Source organism: Fictibacillus sp. b24, from assembly GCF_030348825.1.
In the GTDB taxonomy this organism is placed as follows: domain Bacteria; phylum Bacillota; class Bacilli; order Bacillales; family Fictibacillaceae; genus Fictibacillus.
The window spans coordinates 2,580,355-2,595,474 of the sequence record NZ_JAUCES010000005.1 but is presented as its reverse complement, the minus strand read 5'-3'; the positions used below and the strand labels follow the sequence as shown (position 1 = coordinate 2,595,474).

The 15,120-nt window shown below is 38.6% G+C and carries 18 protein-coding genes and 1 riboswitch; of the genes, 13 read left to right on the top strand and 5 right to left on the bottom strand.

Features of this window, described 5'->3' with window-relative positions; translation table 11 throughout:
• The first annotated feature begins 171 nt into the window (after nucleotides 1-171).
• Nucleotides 172-687: a GrpB family protein gene (locus tag QUF49_RS13400; RefSeq protein ID WP_289496126.1), complete on the top strand. Its 516-nt coding sequence runs from the start codon at nucleotides 172-174 to the stop codon at nucleotides 685-687.
• A 203-nt stretch (nucleotides 688-890) separates the two neighbouring features.
• Here the strand turns inward: QUF49_RS13400 and QUF49_RS13395 are convergent, their stop codons facing one another.
• Nucleotides 891-1,439 carry a DUF402 domain-containing protein gene (locus QUF49_RS13395; protein ID WP_289496125.1) on the bottom strand — a complete coding sequence of 183 codons (549 nt, stop codon included), beginning with the start codon at nucleotides 1,437-1,439 and terminating at the stop codon, nucleotides 891-893.
• A gap of 115 nt (nucleotides 1,440-1,554) precedes the next feature.
• Between QUF49_RS13395 and QUF49_RS13390 the strand changes: the two genes are divergently transcribed.
• Nucleotides 1,555-1,950 (top strand): hypothetical protein, encoded by a 396-nt coding sequence (locus QUF49_RS13390; protein WP_289496122.1) that lies wholly within the window; start codon nucleotides 1,555-1,557, stop codon nucleotides 1,948-1,950.
• A complete protein-coding gene (locus QUF49_RS13385) occupies nucleotides 1,951-2,832 on the top strand; it encodes an alpha/beta fold hydrolase (protein ID WP_289496120.1) in 882 nt (293 codons plus the stop codon).
• Between the two features lie 42 nt (nucleotides 2,833-2,874).
• Here the strand turns inward: QUF49_RS13385 and QUF49_RS13380 are convergent, their stop codons facing one another.
• Nucleotides 2,875-4,164: a purine/pyrimidine permease gene (locus QUF49_RS13380; RefSeq protein ID WP_289496118.1), complete on the bottom strand. Its 1,290-nt coding sequence runs from the start codon at nucleotides 4,162-4,164 to the stop codon at nucleotides 2,875-2,877.
• A 551-nt stretch (nucleotides 4,165-4,715) separates the two neighbouring features.
• Here QUF49_RS13380 and QUF49_RS13375 point away from each other — a divergent pair.
• Both QUF49_RS13375 and QUF49_RS13370 read left to right on the top strand, forming a co-directional pair.
• On the top strand, nucleotides 4,716-4,973 hold the full coding sequence (locus tag QUF49_RS13375; protein ID WP_289496116.1) for a hypothetical protein: 258 nt from the start codon (nucleotides 4,716-4,718) through the stop codon (nucleotides 4,971-4,973).
• Nucleotides 4,970-5,227, top strand: a complete 258-nt coding sequence (locus QUF49_RS13370; RefSeq protein ID WP_289496114.1) for a flagellar biosynthesis anti-sigma factor FlgM — start codon at nucleotides 4,970-4,972, stop codon at nucleotides 5,225-5,227. The genes QUF49_RS13375 and QUF49_RS13370 overlap by 4 nt, the downstream gene beginning before the upstream one ends.
• A gap of 5 nt (nucleotides 5,228-5,232) precedes the next feature.
• Here the strand turns inward: QUF49_RS13370 and QUF49_RS13365 are convergent, their stop codons facing one another.
• Nucleotides 5,233-5,643, bottom strand: coding sequence for a phage holin family protein (locus QUF49_RS13365; RefSeq protein WP_289496113.1), 411 nt, complete (start codon nucleotides 5,641-5,643; stop codon nucleotides 5,233-5,235).
• A gap of 206 nt (nucleotides 5,644-5,849) precedes the next feature.
• On the opposite strand from QUF49_RS13365, the gene QUF49_RS13360 reads away from it, so the two are divergent.
• The 7 genes from QUF49_RS13360 to QUF49_RS13330 all read left to right on the top strand — a co-directional run bounded on the left by QUF49_RS13360 (nucleotide 5,850) and on the right by QUF49_RS13330 (nucleotide 12,017).
• Nucleotides 5,850-6,131, top strand: a complete 282-nt coding sequence (locus tag QUF49_RS13360; protein ID WP_289496112.1) for a hypothetical protein — start codon at nucleotides 5,850-5,852, stop codon at nucleotides 6,129-6,131.
• Between the two features lie 180 nt (nucleotides 6,132-6,311).
• Nucleotides 6,312-7,421, top strand: coding sequence for a GGDEF domain-containing protein (locus QUF49_RS13355; protein WP_289496111.1), 1,110 nt, complete (start codon nucleotides 6,312-6,314; stop codon nucleotides 7,419-7,421).
• A gap of 104 nt (nucleotides 7,422-7,525) precedes the next feature.
• A complete protein-coding gene (locus QUF49_RS13350) occupies nucleotides 7,526-8,560 on the top strand; it encodes a YkvI family membrane protein (RefSeq protein WP_289496110.1) in 1,035 nt (344 codons plus the stop codon).
• A 66-nt stretch (nucleotides 8,561-8,626) separates the two neighbouring features.
• The gene (locus QUF49_RS13345) at nucleotides 8,627-8,950 is read left to right on the top strand and encodes a nucleoside triphosphate pyrophosphohydrolase (protein WP_289496109.1); all 324 of its coding nucleotides are present in this window, start codon (nucleotides 8,627-8,629) and stop codon (nucleotides 8,948-8,950) included.
• 375 nt (nucleotides 8,951-9,325) lie between these two features.
• Nucleotides 9,326-10,114, top strand: coding sequence for a DeoR/GlpR family DNA-binding transcription regulator (locus QUF49_RS13340; protein ID WP_289496108.1), 789 nt, complete (start codon nucleotides 9,326-9,328; stop codon nucleotides 10,112-10,114).
• 159 nt (nucleotides 10,115-10,273) lie between these two features.
• The gene (locus QUF49_RS13335; RefSeq protein WP_289496106.1) at nucleotides 10,274-10,456 is read left to right on the top strand and encodes a hypothetical protein; all 183 of its coding nucleotides are present in this window, start codon (nucleotides 10,274-10,276) and stop codon (nucleotides 10,454-10,456) included.
• Between the two features lie 238 nt (nucleotides 10,457-10,694).
• Complete coding sequence (locus QUF49_RS13330; protein WP_289496105.1) at nucleotides 10,695-12,017, top strand: APC family permease; 1,323 nt, start codon at nucleotides 10,695-10,697, stop codon at nucleotides 12,015-12,017.
• 70 nt (nucleotides 12,018-12,087) lie between these two features.
• Here the strand turns inward: QUF49_RS13330 and QUF49_RS13325 are convergent, their stop codons facing one another.
• Nucleotides 12,088-13,125 (bottom strand): SEC-C domain-containing protein, encoded by a 1,038-nt coding sequence (locus tag QUF49_RS13325; RefSeq protein WP_289496104.1) that lies wholly within the window; start codon nucleotides 13,123-13,125, stop codon nucleotides 12,088-12,090.
• A 194-nt stretch (nucleotides 13,126-13,319) separates the two neighbouring features.
• Between QUF49_RS13325 and QUF49_RS13320 the strand changes: the two genes are divergently transcribed.
• A complete protein-coding gene (locus tag QUF49_RS13320; RefSeq protein WP_289496103.1) occupies nucleotides 13,320-14,234 on the top strand; it encodes a DUF4349 domain-containing protein in 915 nt (304 codons plus the stop codon).
• A 138-nt stretch (nucleotides 14,235-14,372) separates the two neighbouring features.
• Here the strand turns inward: QUF49_RS13320 and QUF49_RS13315 are convergent, their stop codons facing one another.
• Nucleotides 14,373-14,603, bottom strand: a complete 231-nt coding sequence (locus QUF49_RS13315) for an IDEAL domain-containing protein (RefSeq protein ID WP_289496102.1) — start codon at nucleotides 14,601-14,603, stop codon at nucleotides 14,373-14,375.
• 372 nt (nucleotides 14,604-14,975) lie between these two features.
• A riboswitch (TPP riboswitch) is annotated at nucleotides 14,976-15,084 on the top strand.
• Nucleotides 15,085-15,120: the final 36 nt, after the last annotated feature.

Sequence of the window (15,120 nt, the reverse complement as noted above, 5' to 3'; positions counted from 1 at the left end):
GTAAGTGAATTCCTTTAGACTTACCAATTTTGACGAAAAAGGATTAAAGGACGGTTAAACGAATTAATAATAAGGTGTAAAAATGTGCCTTATTCAACAAACGTAGCAAGATTGTGGAATAAATTACTTGTTTTAATGAGATGAACATACTTGCGGGAGGAGTAAGTGCTGATGAGAAAGACAGAAATACTTCCATGGACAGAAAAATGGGAAAAAATGTATTTAGAAGAAGAAAATAAACTCAAAGCAGTTTTTAAAGATGAGCTGATTGAGATTTATCATATAGGTAGTACATCAATACCTTCAGTAGGCTATGCAAAACCAATTATAGATATCTTAATCGTTGTGAAAGATATTGAAAAAGTAAATTTGTTCAATGATGAAATGTTGTGTTTAGGATATGAACCAAGGAATGAACACGGAATAACAGGAAGAAGATATTTTACAAAAGGTAAACTTAAAAGGTCTCATCACATTCATATCTTTCAACTTGGAAATAAAAACATTGACGCACATCTATCATTTAAAGATTATTTAAACAATAATCCAGAGGATGCAAAAAAATACGGAGATCTAAAAAAAGTATTGGCAAAGCAGTTTCCTGATGATACGCATAAATATCAAGAAATTAAAGAGAAGTTTGTAGATGAATTAATTAAGAATGCAGTCGATTGGAATGCAAACTAACATTTTTTATGGGCACAAAGCGGCAAAGGGCTCACCACTGCCCCGCGTAAAGCGAGCATCCTGGAGCGAAAATCAACCACTTTCAAGAGCAACAAATGTTACCAAAATATAAAAAACTAGAGGATACTGAGTCTCACCTGACGGCCTGTCCCGCAGGAGTCTCGCATCCTTCCGCTCCAATCAACTTCTAACAACCCTACATACTAAACAAACCTCTTCTCGCGATACCATTCCTCAGCGTGCTCTATGCATGTTTCGAGGTGTTCGAACTCTCCATTTTTATACTTTGAGATGATTTTTTGTGCTGTTTCATGCGCTAGTTTCATGTCCTTGTCATTGATATCGCCTTTGTCGAAAGCTTCCATCAATTCATTGTCATCAAGTAAAAAGAGCTCTTTGTCAGGAAGGATCACAATATCCAGGTAAAGATCATCAAACCACGGTATTCCATCTTCATTCACTCCATGATCCATGCACATGTCAATGTAAAATTGCACGACTTTACCGTAGGAATCCAGGACGGTTGTGATTGTATATTTTTCACCTTCAGGAAAATGTTGAAGCCAAGTGTATCCATTATCGGCAATACAAACATCATGATCTTTGTAATGAACAACAAGCGGTTCAGAAACTTGTTTAAGATGAATGACTGTTACTTTTCCTTTGAAACAAGAATTCTTTTTATGTGTAACTTCGAAATGACGATCTTTGACTCTTTTCCAGTTCGGTCGGTCAGCTGTTTTGTGTTCCATACGCACCTCCAGATTTTGTGAAAAGTATAGCAGTTTCTTATGCAAATAGAAAGGATATCAGAAAATAGAGTAGAATTTTGTAGAAGTGATGCTGTAAAACGGAGGAAACAAATTTATGATAAACATCCAAAAAGAGTTAGAGAAGTTTCAATTGAGAAAGGGCTGGGAGATCAGTCAGGAATGTGCAGACAAAAGCACAGAATCTCTTTTGCTGAATCATATGCTCTTAACGACCGAAATCGCTGAAATTGCTGAAGAACTTAGAAAAATGTTGAACACCGTTTATTCTTTGGTAGAGGACGGCGTGGAGAAAGAAGAAGCATTTGTAAGAGCTAAACATGAGATCGCAGAAGATATTGGAAAAGAGATTGCAGATAGCATTGCTTATTTGAGTAAATTCGCTACTTTTTTTGAACGAGACATGGAGAAAGATATAAGAAACAAATTGGTGGAAATCGACAAACGTGATAAACCAAATTTGCAGAGGCGCATGAAAGAGGAGATAAGGTAGGTGTTTAAGGCTGAAAAACACGTGTTAACCTCACAAGACGGAACAAAAATTACAGCTTATGATCACGGTGGAAGTGGTGAAACAATCGTATTTGTTCATTATTTAGGAGGTATCGCACAGGCGTGGGAACCTGTTATCAAGTACTTTACAGATAAATATAGGGTGCTGACGTATGATTTGAGGGGGCATGGGCAATCTGGACAACCAGATAATGGCTACACATTTGAAGACACAGCAAACGATTTAGAAAGTGTTATCAATCATTTTAGATTGGATAAAGTTCATCTTGTTGGAAGTTCGTATGGCTGTATGGTTGGTTTGTATTATGCAGCTATGCGCAGAGTACGAGTGCTATCACTGGTAAATATAGATGGCGCCATGATTAATGATACAGGTGAAGGTGGACTTTATGAAGAGTCACTGGAAGAACATCTTGCTAAATTTGAAGGTCAGTTTGATCCTGATTATGAATCGGTAGATGCTTTTAAGCAATATTACCGTAACAACTGGGAGCCTTGGAATGAGGCAAGAGCTAATTATGTAAACCATTTTGAACCGCGTGTAAAAGAAAACGGCACAGTTGGTGGGATTACAACAGAGAAAACAATCAAGAATATCATCTCTGAAATTTACTATGTTGATTTCTTAACTTGGTACGAAAAAACAGAATGCCCAGTCTTATTTTTGCCGGCTGAAAAAGAAAATCATCTAGAAAAGTCGATGCGCTTTATTGAGAAAGCGTCTAAAGGATTGCCGTACAGCAAAACAGTTCTGATTCCTAATACAACTCATTTAATGATGTATGATCATGGAAAAGAATTAGCAGAAGCCGTCCAAAAATTTTACGCTGAACTTCCCATTTCACAGAAAAGCAGCAGGTAATAGATAAGGGCCCTTTAACTAGATAAGGGGCCCTTATTTCTTTTATTGATTTGGACGTAATTTTTTTCTTTTGAAAAATTGTTCGAGTGCCATACATGTAAGCATACCCATTATCAGACCATTGCTCAAAAGGGTTACGATTATATTTGGCCATTCTTTTAAGGCGGCAGCTGGAATGAAGAGACTTCCGATTCCAACCATCAGTGAAGTACTGATAATAAATAAATTTGTTTCTGACTTTAATGCGTTCTTATATTCTTTAAACGCTAACCCGATCATGCTGGAAAAGGGGAGAAATATCGTTGCGTATCCCACTGGAGCCGGAATACCAGCAAAGAAAAAAGTGAGCGGGGGGAAAAAGCTGATTAAAATAATAAGTGCATTTCCCATAATAAACGCCAACCGGCTGAACATTTTAGTCGTTAATATAAATCCGGATGCACCTGAGATTGGTACACTTGCAACAGCTGAAAACAAGCCTGCTATCCATGTGTTAAGACCCATCATGATAGATGAACGGTTGTAATTGATGTGTTTGTAATCTTGATTTTCTGATTCATACGCCTTCTCAACAACATTAATGCTTGCCACCATGTTCGTAAGTAAGAGCATTCCGACGAAAAGTGAAGTCAGAACCGTTCCTGCTGATAACTGAGGTATACCCCATGCTAATAATTCTGGTAATGCAAAAATTTCGTTAGAATGCACGGTTTCCTTCGTTAAGTTTAATAGTTTGAAAAGTCCCCATCCAAGTATTAATGAAATAAGAATAGAATAACTTCTAAGCCATTTCACACGTGATTTTCCTAGAACGATAGACAATACTAAGATAAATAAAGAGGCAATGGCCACTTTGGCATCCGCGTTTTCCTGAAGATAGCCGATCCCTAGCATCCCTTTAATAAAAGAACCACTTAGCTGAGAGACAAGCAATATTAAGTAAGTTCCAGTAACTAAAGGAGTGAAAAGAGCTCTAATTGAGTTAATGATGCGAAACGCACCGAGTAAAAAGAACAGAACGCCGCTGATCAGCATGCCGGCAGTTAACTGCTGTAAACCGTCTGAAGCAGTTAATGCACCAGATGCCACAATACCTGCATAAACAGTAAATACTCCCCACCATAACCCTGCTGGTCCTTCGTTAATTGGTAATTTGTGGCCAAACAAGACTTGTAGAATAGCAGACACACCAATAATTAAAAAAGAGCGCTGCAGCAAATCCGCAGTTTCTGCCTGTGTCATTCCAAAAGCATCTCCAATGGCAATCGGGGCAACTAAACTGCCTGCAAGGATAAAAACCATCCACTGAAGCGAGGAAAACGTTATTTTCATGAAAACACCTACTGTTATGTATTTCTTCTATTCTATTATAGACCTTATACAAGATTCTAAGGAAGGAAAGATGTTTGAAAGGGAGAGTTGATAGGGAAGATTTCTATATCGGCTTCTTTATTACTTATAAAAAACACTTTTTGGTGAGTGGATTGAAGTGCAACTCCAGTGAGCCACTAGTGAAACAACACCTGTATTTTGAAAGTTCTTTTTCTCTTTTTACATGTATTGTTTTATATAATTTTTTATTATCCCCTTCACTGACAAGTTGATTGGAGTGTAGGATGCGAGACTCCTGCGGGACAGGCGGGCAGGTGAGACACTTAAGAGTGAAACGTACGAATGTGGCTCACCGCCTGCCCCGCGGAAAGGGAGCATCTGAAACGTAAATCAACCCTTTCAAGAGCTACAAAGATTGACTATTAAGAAAAAACATCAAGAGGTAAGAATTTTCTGTGAAATATTTTTCGGCTATACCCATAAAGAATAGGGCAGGTCCGAAATGTATAAGCACAGGTAAAGACGACCACAAACAAAGGACGATTCTATTGATGCAGAAACTTACAAATGATGATGTCATTCAATGGTTAGAGAAACATCTATTAGACTTTGAACAGTTTACGCCTTACTTGTTTACTTCACAGTGGATTCATTCTTTTTGTAAGGATAAAGAAAACGGAAATGAGTTCGAAGTAAAATGGGATACATCTGGCCAGGAGTTGTTTTGCAGATTGTTGGACAACCTGGATTATGATGATCAATGGAAATGGCTCGGTACGATTAATTTTGCAGAAGAGGTGAAATCATGAGAATTGATGGACAGCAACCCGTTCAACGAAAATATGATGTGAATAAGCCTTATCAGCAGCCTTCTGTTAAGCCACCATCATTTGCTAAAGACGAACTATACATATCTAATGAAGCTAAAGTGCTGCATGAAAATGCTCAGTTAAACATAAGAGAAAAGAAACTTTTAGATATAAAAAAGCGCATTGACGCTGGGGAGTACCAGATCAATGCACAAGAGATTGCTAAAAAGATCTCACAGTTTTATTCCAATTAATTTAATCATTTTTTGTTATTAGTGCCGCTTTTCTGTTTTAACAGAGAAACGGCATTTTTTATGAACGGCGGTATTGGAACATTCAACCTGCCTGCATTTTCAATCATAGACAACAATTCATTGGATAAATAAAAAAAGATGGTTGCGGACTGAATAAAGTAACCGCCTAGTAATTGGTCGAGCGAATGGGCGATTGCGACAATCGCGAAGATCATAATTTTTTTAAGAATACCTTTAAAGCCAACTTTGCTATTCAGCTTTCCTTCATATGCAGATGCAGCTATACCTGTTAAATAGTCTAATACGACAAAAAGAACAAGTGTTTTAAACAGCATATTCGGCGTTCCGAATAAATAACTGGAAATTGCTCCAATTGAAATGGCGCTCGAATGATAAAACATAGTCCATTTTACCACTGAAAAATCCCCCCTTACTCTTCATTAATGTAGTATATGCTCGTATAATAAAGCCCGAAATGGCAAATGCCCTAGCTTGTCCTCCTAATTATTTGAAGGTTTATTTCAAATGTGTTAAATAGTCAAAAAATTTAAAAAATAAGCAGTCAGACACGCACTATATCTGTTACAATGAAACAAATCCGGAAAGGGAGGAAAGAAATGCAATGAACAAAATTACGTTAGGCTTGCCTCCACATTGCCACAAAGTATCTTGTGACGGAAGAATGATCAAAATCAAAGACTCTGGTAACAACAAATGGGCGTTCCCGCTCTCTGGAACGGAGAATGCGGTAGTCGACCATGTTAACGAAGAAACAGGACTACTCACCATCCACGGAAAGGATAAGATACTGGCAACCCTTGAAATGCCAATTCGTTTTTGTGAAGTAGGCAGAGGCTGGCTCTTGGATAAGTTACCAAAGAAAAAACGCGTAAAAATAAAATAATAAAAATTGATAATAATCGCACAGCTGGTTCATTCCTGCTGTGCGTTTTCAATGTATATATCGATAATTTGGAGGAGAAAGAGCCATTGTTTTTAAATATAAGTCAAAGTAATAAAAACTCTTGGGTCAGGAAAATAATGTTATAATAAAAGTTGTAAACGTGTAGATGGGGTGAATGAATTGGGTAAACCACACCTGCCTGCACACTTAAATCACATCGCGTGGAACCGGAAAATATTAAATGTATTTTGGGTTGTTATCTTTGTGTCTGTGTGTGTAGAGGTTATCAATAGTTTTTTAACATTAAGGCCGATTAAGGAATTTTTAATATCCTATATTGTTCTGCCGACCGTGCTTTTAATACTTACAACTTTAATTGCGGAATGGAGTTTCAGAAAACAGACTAAATATGTAGATTACATCATCATCGGTGCAGCAAGTATGTTTTCTGCCATATTAATCAGTGTTCATTCGGAAATGTATGTGATGTACACGAGTTTGTTCTTTCCGATGCTGATTTCAACGATTTATTTTGAAAAGAAAAAAGTATGGCTGTCTTTCGTGTTCAGCTCGATGATCTATCTAGTTATTTCAACATATCACCCTGTTTCAAAGGAATTGAATGATCTTATGGATCAGCTTTCTATGATATGCATTTTGATTACGTCTACTGCGATTTGCATCGGTATTATGAGCAGTGGCTACGAAATTGCAAAATATTTAAACAAAGCACAAGCCGATCATCAAGATCTTATGGTGAAATCAACCATTATGGAAAAGCAAGTAAAAACGGATGCGCTGACTGGTCTCTACAATCACATGGCATTTTATGAATACATGGATGTCTTGTTGCTTCAGGCTGAAACCTACCATTATCCTGTGCACTTAGCCGTGATGGACATAGATAATTTTAAAAAGATCAATGATACGTATGGACACGGCATTGGTGATATCGTACTAAAGCGGATTGCCGCGGCAATTAAAGATAATGTTACAACCGACGATTTTACCGCACGATACGGCGGTGAAGAGTTTGTTGTCATATTAAATGATATCAATGAAGAGGACGCGTTCGCGTTGTTAGAAAAAGTAAGGCAAGTTGTACAGAATCTTGTGCATCCTGAAATCGAAGAAAAACATGTGACGATCAGTGTAGGACTGCAAACTTACAGAGCGGGTATGCACAAACAGGCGTTCTTTGAAGGAGCAGATAACAGTCTGTACGTAGCGAAAAGACAAGGGAAGAATCGGGTTATCATACAGGAATGCAACGGAGCGATGCAAATTTAATAAAAATGTAGAGCAGCAGGGGAAGATCCTTGCTGTTTTTTCTTTTCTTCTAAAATCCTTGTCCATGCATATGTTTGTAAAGATATGGCCATGGAGGTGAGGGTATGAGTGGACGGATGAAACAAATATTACAGATTGCCGCCACTTACATCGGCACGGTAGTAGGTGCTGGATTTGCTACGGGCAGAGAGATCGTAGAATTTTTTACGATACATGGCTCAGCAGGGTTTGCAGGTATTCTAATAAGCGGTTTCCTATTTATTTTCATCGGTACAAAGTTAATGATCATGGCGAAACGTCTCGGCGCATCGTCTTTTGATGAGATGAATCTGTATTTATTCGGACCAACTGTATCTAAAGTCGTAAACGTATTGATGCTCATTATGCTTTTTGGTGTAACAGGTGTCATGTTATCAGGTGCTGGAGCGCTGTTTTGGGAACAGCTGCACTTGCCGTTTCAAGCAGGAATTATTATGACTTTATGTATAACGTATTTGGTGATGAAGCGGGGAATAGAGGGTATTCTTTGGACAAATTCATTGATTGTGCCCGTAATGATCTTGTTTTCCGTAGGTCTATCTATTTCAATGATTGATTTTTCAGGTGGGAGACAGCTTTTCGTTGCAAGTGATTTTGTTGATCATTGGAAGTGGGTTGTTAGTCCCTTTGCTTATGCTGCCTTTAATTTAACGTTGGCCCAAGCTGTTCTTGTCCCGTTATCCCGAGAGGCCAAAGACGAATCGGTAATCAAGTGGGGAGGCTTCTTAGGCGGTTTAGGCTTAACGTTCATTCTATTAAACAGCCAATACGTGCTGTATTCCGTTCCCCGTGTTTTAAGTTATGAAATACCGATTGCCGAAATCGTTGGCGGTCTTGGAATAGCAGTACATTACATTTTTGTTTTTGTGATCTATGGTGAGATTTTCTCCACTTTAATAGGAAACATATTCGGACTGGCTGGAACTCTGCGTAAAAATGTAAGGTTATCCAATCAAGTCATCATCCTTGTTTTAATGGCTGGCAGCTATCTTTTGAGTCAAGTAGGCTATTCAGAGCTTCTTCATTATTTATATCCTGTGTTTGGAATGATCGCTCTTTTATTTTTAGTAGTAATTTCGGCTAAAAAACTAAAGGACTGAATATAGTTTTCTATAGGATGTATGTTCTACCGTTTGCTGTGAAATTGTTGGAAGGGAAAAGAGCCAATGGTGTATTACAATAAATTAGTTCGTGATAAAATACCTGAACTGCTCGAACAGGCGGGGAAGAAAGGCACCTTTCGAATTCTGGGAAATCAGGAGTTTGAGAGTGAATTGAAGAAAAAGCTTGCAGAAGGCGTGAAGGAGTATCGTGAGGCTGGTAATGAAGTGGATGCAGCTGAAGAGCTGGCAGAGCTGTTTGAGATCTTAATTGCGCTAACGAAAGTGCACGACCTCACATTACGCGAACTAGATGAGATTCGGCAGGAAAAAGCAAGAAAGCAAGGCCGCTTCCACGAGCGTTTGTTTCTGATTAAGGTGGAGGACTAATGCGGGGGTCTGACCCCAGACAAATACAAATTTATGAATTTGTATTTGTCAGAAAGACATAATGCAGTATTTTGAAAAATTATGTGATGGTAAGTTGTTTTTATGTGATTGCTTCGATTTTTTATGTGATTATGTTCATTTTTTATGTGATTATGTTCATTTTTTATGTGATTATTGTTGAAAATTATGTGATTGTTCATTTCAGCCGTTATGAATCTTTTAAACAAGCAAAAACCAGCGTGATCAACATGCTTGTTTTTGCTTGTTTAAATACAAAACAGGAAAAAACATGCAAAAAATATTTGACAAACAAGCATAATACCGCATATGATGAATGTACCACGTGGAAATAAGAGGTAATGGAGGAAATATATTATGTTTTCTGAAGAAAGAAGAGAAAAGATCTTAGAATTACTTAAAAATGAAGGCCGTGTGCTTGCAAAAGAGTTATCAGATGCCCTCCAAGTCTCAATCGATTCCATCCGCCGTGACCTGTCATCATTGGAAGACAATGGACTTTTAAAAAGAACGCATGGCGGCGCAATTCCTGTAACTGAAGTGAAAAAGGGTCCTGCATCCAACGAGGTACGCTTTGGTGAAGGATCAATGTATGAGAGAGCAATAGCAAGAGAAGCGGTAAAATACATTCATGAAAATGACACGATTTTTCTCAGCGGTGGCGGGATGCACCATGAGATTTTAAAACAATTGCCAGACTGCCGACTAACCATTGTGACAAACTCACTCGTAACAGCCGATGTACTCCGGGAAAAAGAGAATATTGAACTTTACGTAGTTGGAGGAAAAGTGAAGAAATCAGGGAACATGACTGACGCTTTAGTTACCAGTCTTATCAGTCAATATTCATTTGATTTGTCGTTCGCTACAGGCGGAGGTATTTCGGATCGCGGAATCAGCACGGCAAATCCAGAAGTTGCTGCTTTTATGAGCGCAGTGGGGAAAGTGTCACGCAAGCGAATCGGTGTTTTTCCGCATTACAAGATTGGTGTTAATGCGTTTGCGAATGTTGGACCTGCGTCTAATCTCGATTTGATTATTACGGATGATGAAGCACCAAGAGATCACCTTTCTGCTATCGAACAGCAAGGGGTTAAGATCATTATTGCCAGTTCAGATCAAGAAACACAATCAGAAGCAGAATAAAAATTTTATACTCCTCTAAACGAAGACCTCAACCCAAGAGGTCTTTTTCTTGTCCTCATCAAAAAGAGTGTCAGATTTACTTACAAACATCATGCTGAACCCGTTTGTTTTCATTATTCTTTATAAAAAGGCGTTTTCGCAAGTGAATAAGGAAATGAGGTGATTATAATACTTCATTCTTCTCATTTTACATCAGAAGAAAAACTTATGATTCGTGAACTGAAAAACAAAATCAGAAATGAATCAGACTCGCTAGCTAGAAAAGATCTCGAACGGCAGCTCAACAGCATGATTGAAAAAGCTTTTATAAAAAAGCAGCTGCTGAGGCGGAAAGAGCTTTAAACCTTTAAGCTCCTTAAAGAAAACCTTTGCAAAAAACTGAATTGGCTGTCTATTTTGGTAGGTAGTGACATTTTCAGCTTGTTTATGTTAAAGTGACAATAGTCTTTTTCAGATGGACAAACGTTTCTTATCGCATCTGAAAGTTAACTATAATTTTCATCGCATCAGCAAGTTTAGAGCCATGAAGGCTACGCTACACTAAGCGTCAGCCAGGTTTTCTTTAAGGAGTGGACACAGCATGAATCAAGAAGCAGCATTGAAAAAAGACATTGGGCTTTCAGTAGCCATGTCCATCGTTATAGGAACGGTAATTGGTTCGGGTATTTTCATGAAGCCAGGAAGTGTTCTTGAGTACACAGGTAACTCAAACCTTGCTCTTTTAGCTTGGGCACTAGGGGGATTGATCACATTAGCAGGCGGATTAACGATTGCTGAAGTGGCCACACAAATCCCTAAGACAGGTGGACTTTATGTGTATATGGAAGAAGTTTACGGCAAGCTATGGGGTTATCTTAGCGGCTGGGTGCAGACGGTTATTTATGGACCTGCAGTCATTGGTGCTCTTGGATTATACTTCGGTTCATTGATGGTAAATTTATTTTCATGGGAAAAGTCGTTTGGACCGTGGATCGGTATTGGAACGGTTCTTTTTCTTACGATTGTAAATAACTTTGGTACAAAGTACGGAGGTTTCGTCCAAAATCTGTTTACGTTAGGCAAACTTGTCCCGATTGCTTTAATAATTGTCTTCGGTATTTGGCAAGGGAATGAACAAATTTTAGATGCGTCAAGCGGAGCAGTAGTAGAAATCTCTATGGGTGCTGCCATTTTAGCTACTCTTTTTGCATATGATGGGTGGCTGATGGTAGGTTTTGTTGCAGGAGAGATGAAGGATCCTGGTAAAACGTTGCCGAAAGCAATCATCGGCGGCATATTAATCGTAATGGCAGCATACTTGCTCGTTAACATTGCATTGCTTCACATTTTGCCAGCTTCAGAGATCGTGAGGCTTGGCGAGAACTCAGCAGCATCAGCAGCAACCATTCTTTTCGGTCCATTAGGTGGAAAATTAATCGCTGTTGGTATTGCCGTATCCATCTTCGGATGCTTAAACGGAAAAATTTTAACGATTCCGCGAGTGCCGTTTGCGATGGCTGAGCGTAATCAGCTTCCACTGTCGCATGTTTTCAGCAAAGTAAGCGATAAGTACGGTACTCCGATTGTTGCTACTTATTTACAAGTGGTCATTGCAATCATTATGATGCTGCTCACAGATCCTGATTATCTTTCAGAGATGGCGATCTTCGCTGTTTATATCTTTTACATCTTCGCGTTTTATGCGGTGTTCAAATTGCGTAAACGACATAAAGACCAAAAAAGAGTATACAGTGTGCCGTTATTCCCTATTGTCCCAATTTTTGCGATTTTAGGCTCTGTATACATTGTTGGAGCAACGATATTGAACGATCCGTTCGACAGCTTAACAGCGATCTTCATTACAGTTGCAGGTTTACCCATTTACTATTGGCTGCAGCGCAATCAAAAACAAGACTCCTTATAAGAGGGGTCTTGTTTTTTTACATATAAAAACCCGCCAGGAATTCCTGACGGGTAATAAAAAGTATGATGGCTTATACGCTTAATAGTTCTTTCATTTCGCGATAACGTGATGAAAGGCTGGCAGGTGAAACGCCGTACTTTTTAGCTGTTTCAGCTTGAGTAGAAGCGATTCCCCTAATATCTTTTGATACGAGATAATCTAGCGCTGCTGCATAGATCTCTTCTTTTCGTATCGCTGGCTTGGACTCTGTGATATATTCACTCCAAAGTTTTTCAGCTTCTTCAATTACTTCTGTTTCAGCATTTGCTTTGACAAGGTCCGTTACAGCTGTGTATTTTTCTTCCTGTTGATCGGAAACTTCCACTGTTTTTTCATTCTCGTTAACAGCGGATTTTTTCTCTTCATCAGCAGGCTTATCCTCTTTAGGTTGAGGAACACCTTCAGAAATATCAATTAAAGAGAGCTGAAGAACAGCTGGGAACTCTTTTTGGAAAATTTCTTTAGCATCAGCTAGAGGGTGAAGTTTTTCCACGGCTGCTTTTAAAGGCGGCAGTTCGGACATTGGCATTTCTACATAACCAACATAAAATTCGTGGTTGATGCCGTTTGAAACGAGTGTTCCGAGTAGTGCACTCTCTTGTTTTGGTTTTTCAGCAGCATTGATGGTTACATCGAATACTTTCTCTGACCAAATATCCTGAACCGTAAAGATGAACCCTGTTTTTTGCTCCAAAACTTTATAAAGAGAAGGTGCTGCTGTTATCCAACCAGCCAGAATTTCTGCAACTTCCGGTTTAACCGTGCTCTTTACTTGTTCGACATAAAGTTCAACAGGCGTCTTTCCATCCTGAATTTTTGAGCAGAATATTTCCCAGCATACCGCGATATTTGCGTATGTTTGTTCTTGGTCTTTGGCAACAGGATACTTTTTAACATATTGTGATGTGCGTGCTGCTAAGTCCTGTTGAAAGTTCTCAAGCGCGAATTTAATGAGTCCTTCTTGGTGGAAGGATACTTCGCGTGTTTGCTCTTCTTTATGTAAGCAACATTTTTTATATTTTTTTCCGCTGCCACAATAGCACGGATCGTTTCTTCCTATCATTGACATGCTATTCCTCCAGTAAACCACTTACTTATCCTGTACATACTAGCATAAATCGGCTTTTTTTCATACTTCCATATCATCAGACAACATTTTATCATAAAACGAGATGAGAAAAAAACATTAAATAGGTAGGTTTTATGGGGGTTGAAACCTTTTTTTCTTTTAAAGCGTCTAAGGTGAAAAGGGGGAAATACGATATGTGGAAAAAATGGAAAGTGTGGGTATTTATCGCCGTGCTCCTCTTGAGCGCGTGCAGCAGCAATGATAAGTCTGAAAGCAAGATGGCTAGCGATCAAGATTTTGCCGGTGGCAGTTCAGATGCAAAGATGGAAAATGCTTCAGAAGAAGGAAAGTCGAAAGCTGATTCGGATACTAGTGGAGATAAAATGCAACAGATTAAAGATCAAAGAAAAGTCATCTATAACGCAGACATGCAGATTTCAGTTGATAAATTGCAGAATACGATGGAAATGGTTCGCAATATGGTTGAGAATAAGGGCGGCTATATCGTGGAATCGAATACAAGTGCAGGTGAGAAGGGGTATGAATCTGGCACGATGGTTGTCCGGGTTCCAATGGATGGTTTTCGAACGTTTTTAGGTGAGGTTCGAAAATTAAGTAAAGGAACACCACACGAAAATGTAAGGGGAGAAGATGTTACAGAAGAGTATGTAGATCTTTCTTCCCGCTTAAAAGCAAAACAGCAAGTAAGAGACCGATTGGAATCATTCATGAAGGATGCACAGAGAACAGAAGACTTATTAAAAATATCAGCTGACCTTGCTTCCGTTCAGGAAGAGATCGAACAGATTGAAGGACGATTAAACTTCTTGAAAAATCAAAGTGATTACTCTACAGTAACGATACAGTTTGAAGTGAAAAATTTAAAAGCAGAAAAGTTTCAGACAGAAGAATTGAATACGTGGGCAAAAACGAAGATGCTGTTTATGGAAACTGTGAATTTTTTGGTTTCAGCGGTCTCCTTTGTAGTCGTTGCGTTGGTTGGTCTAGCTCCTTTATGGCTAATTGTAATCGCGGTCCTATATTGGGTATGGTGGAAAAGGAAAAAAGCACAAAAGAAAAAGCCGGAATCCCCGACAACGTTGAATTGATTGATTGAGTTTTTAATAAGTGTCAGTTAACGGGCACGTCAGAAACACCCTCTGCAGCGCGGATATCGATCCGTTAGCTGAAAGGGTGTTTTGGCTTTCACGGCACCTTTTGATAAAAGGTGTACCGTTTAAGAAGCCTTAACCGAGAAACGCTTTGTATTCTGAGGTTAGTTTCATAAAGCGTTCTTTATCTTTTGTATCTAAGGCATTGTCGATTTCTCTTTCATAATACTCTTTGTAATAATTGTGAAGGGCCTCATCCAATACCATTTGAGCAATAAGGCTGAAGGCAAATGGGTCTCTTTTTTGTTGCTTGTACTGCACCATCTCATTTTGGTTTTTGTTAAAAGAAGTGTTTTTGTCTTTCATCCTGTTTCCCTCCTTATATTATCTCCCTATCCAATTAACCTTTTATGTTTCTAGGTTTCTACTAGTATACTGAGCAAGGTGCTCGATGACAACCATTTTATTTGAAAATTCTGAAAAAATTTTAAGAATCATTCCAATGTACCGCTTTTTCACCACCTTTTGGTAAATTTGTTAATGATTTGTCATGTTTATTTCTGTTAATTCTCCATTTTGTTACAAATGTTTTTGTTCTGTGTTTTTTATGTTGTTATTGTGTGTTAATTACTATTTCCCCGTAATTGAAGGTGCTTAAACACACTTGAAACACTTAAGTGAAAAAAACGTTGACATTTAGAACACTGTGTGGGTAGGATGGAATTAATTCAATATAGTCATTTCCGCTAGGGGTGCTTTTATAAAAAAGCTGAGAGAAGGTTGTAGCCTTCGACCCTTTGAACCTGATCCAGATCATACTGGCGTAGGGAAGCGGTGTGGATGATTACAAGCTTCTCTTTCATGCAAATGCTAATGAATCTGT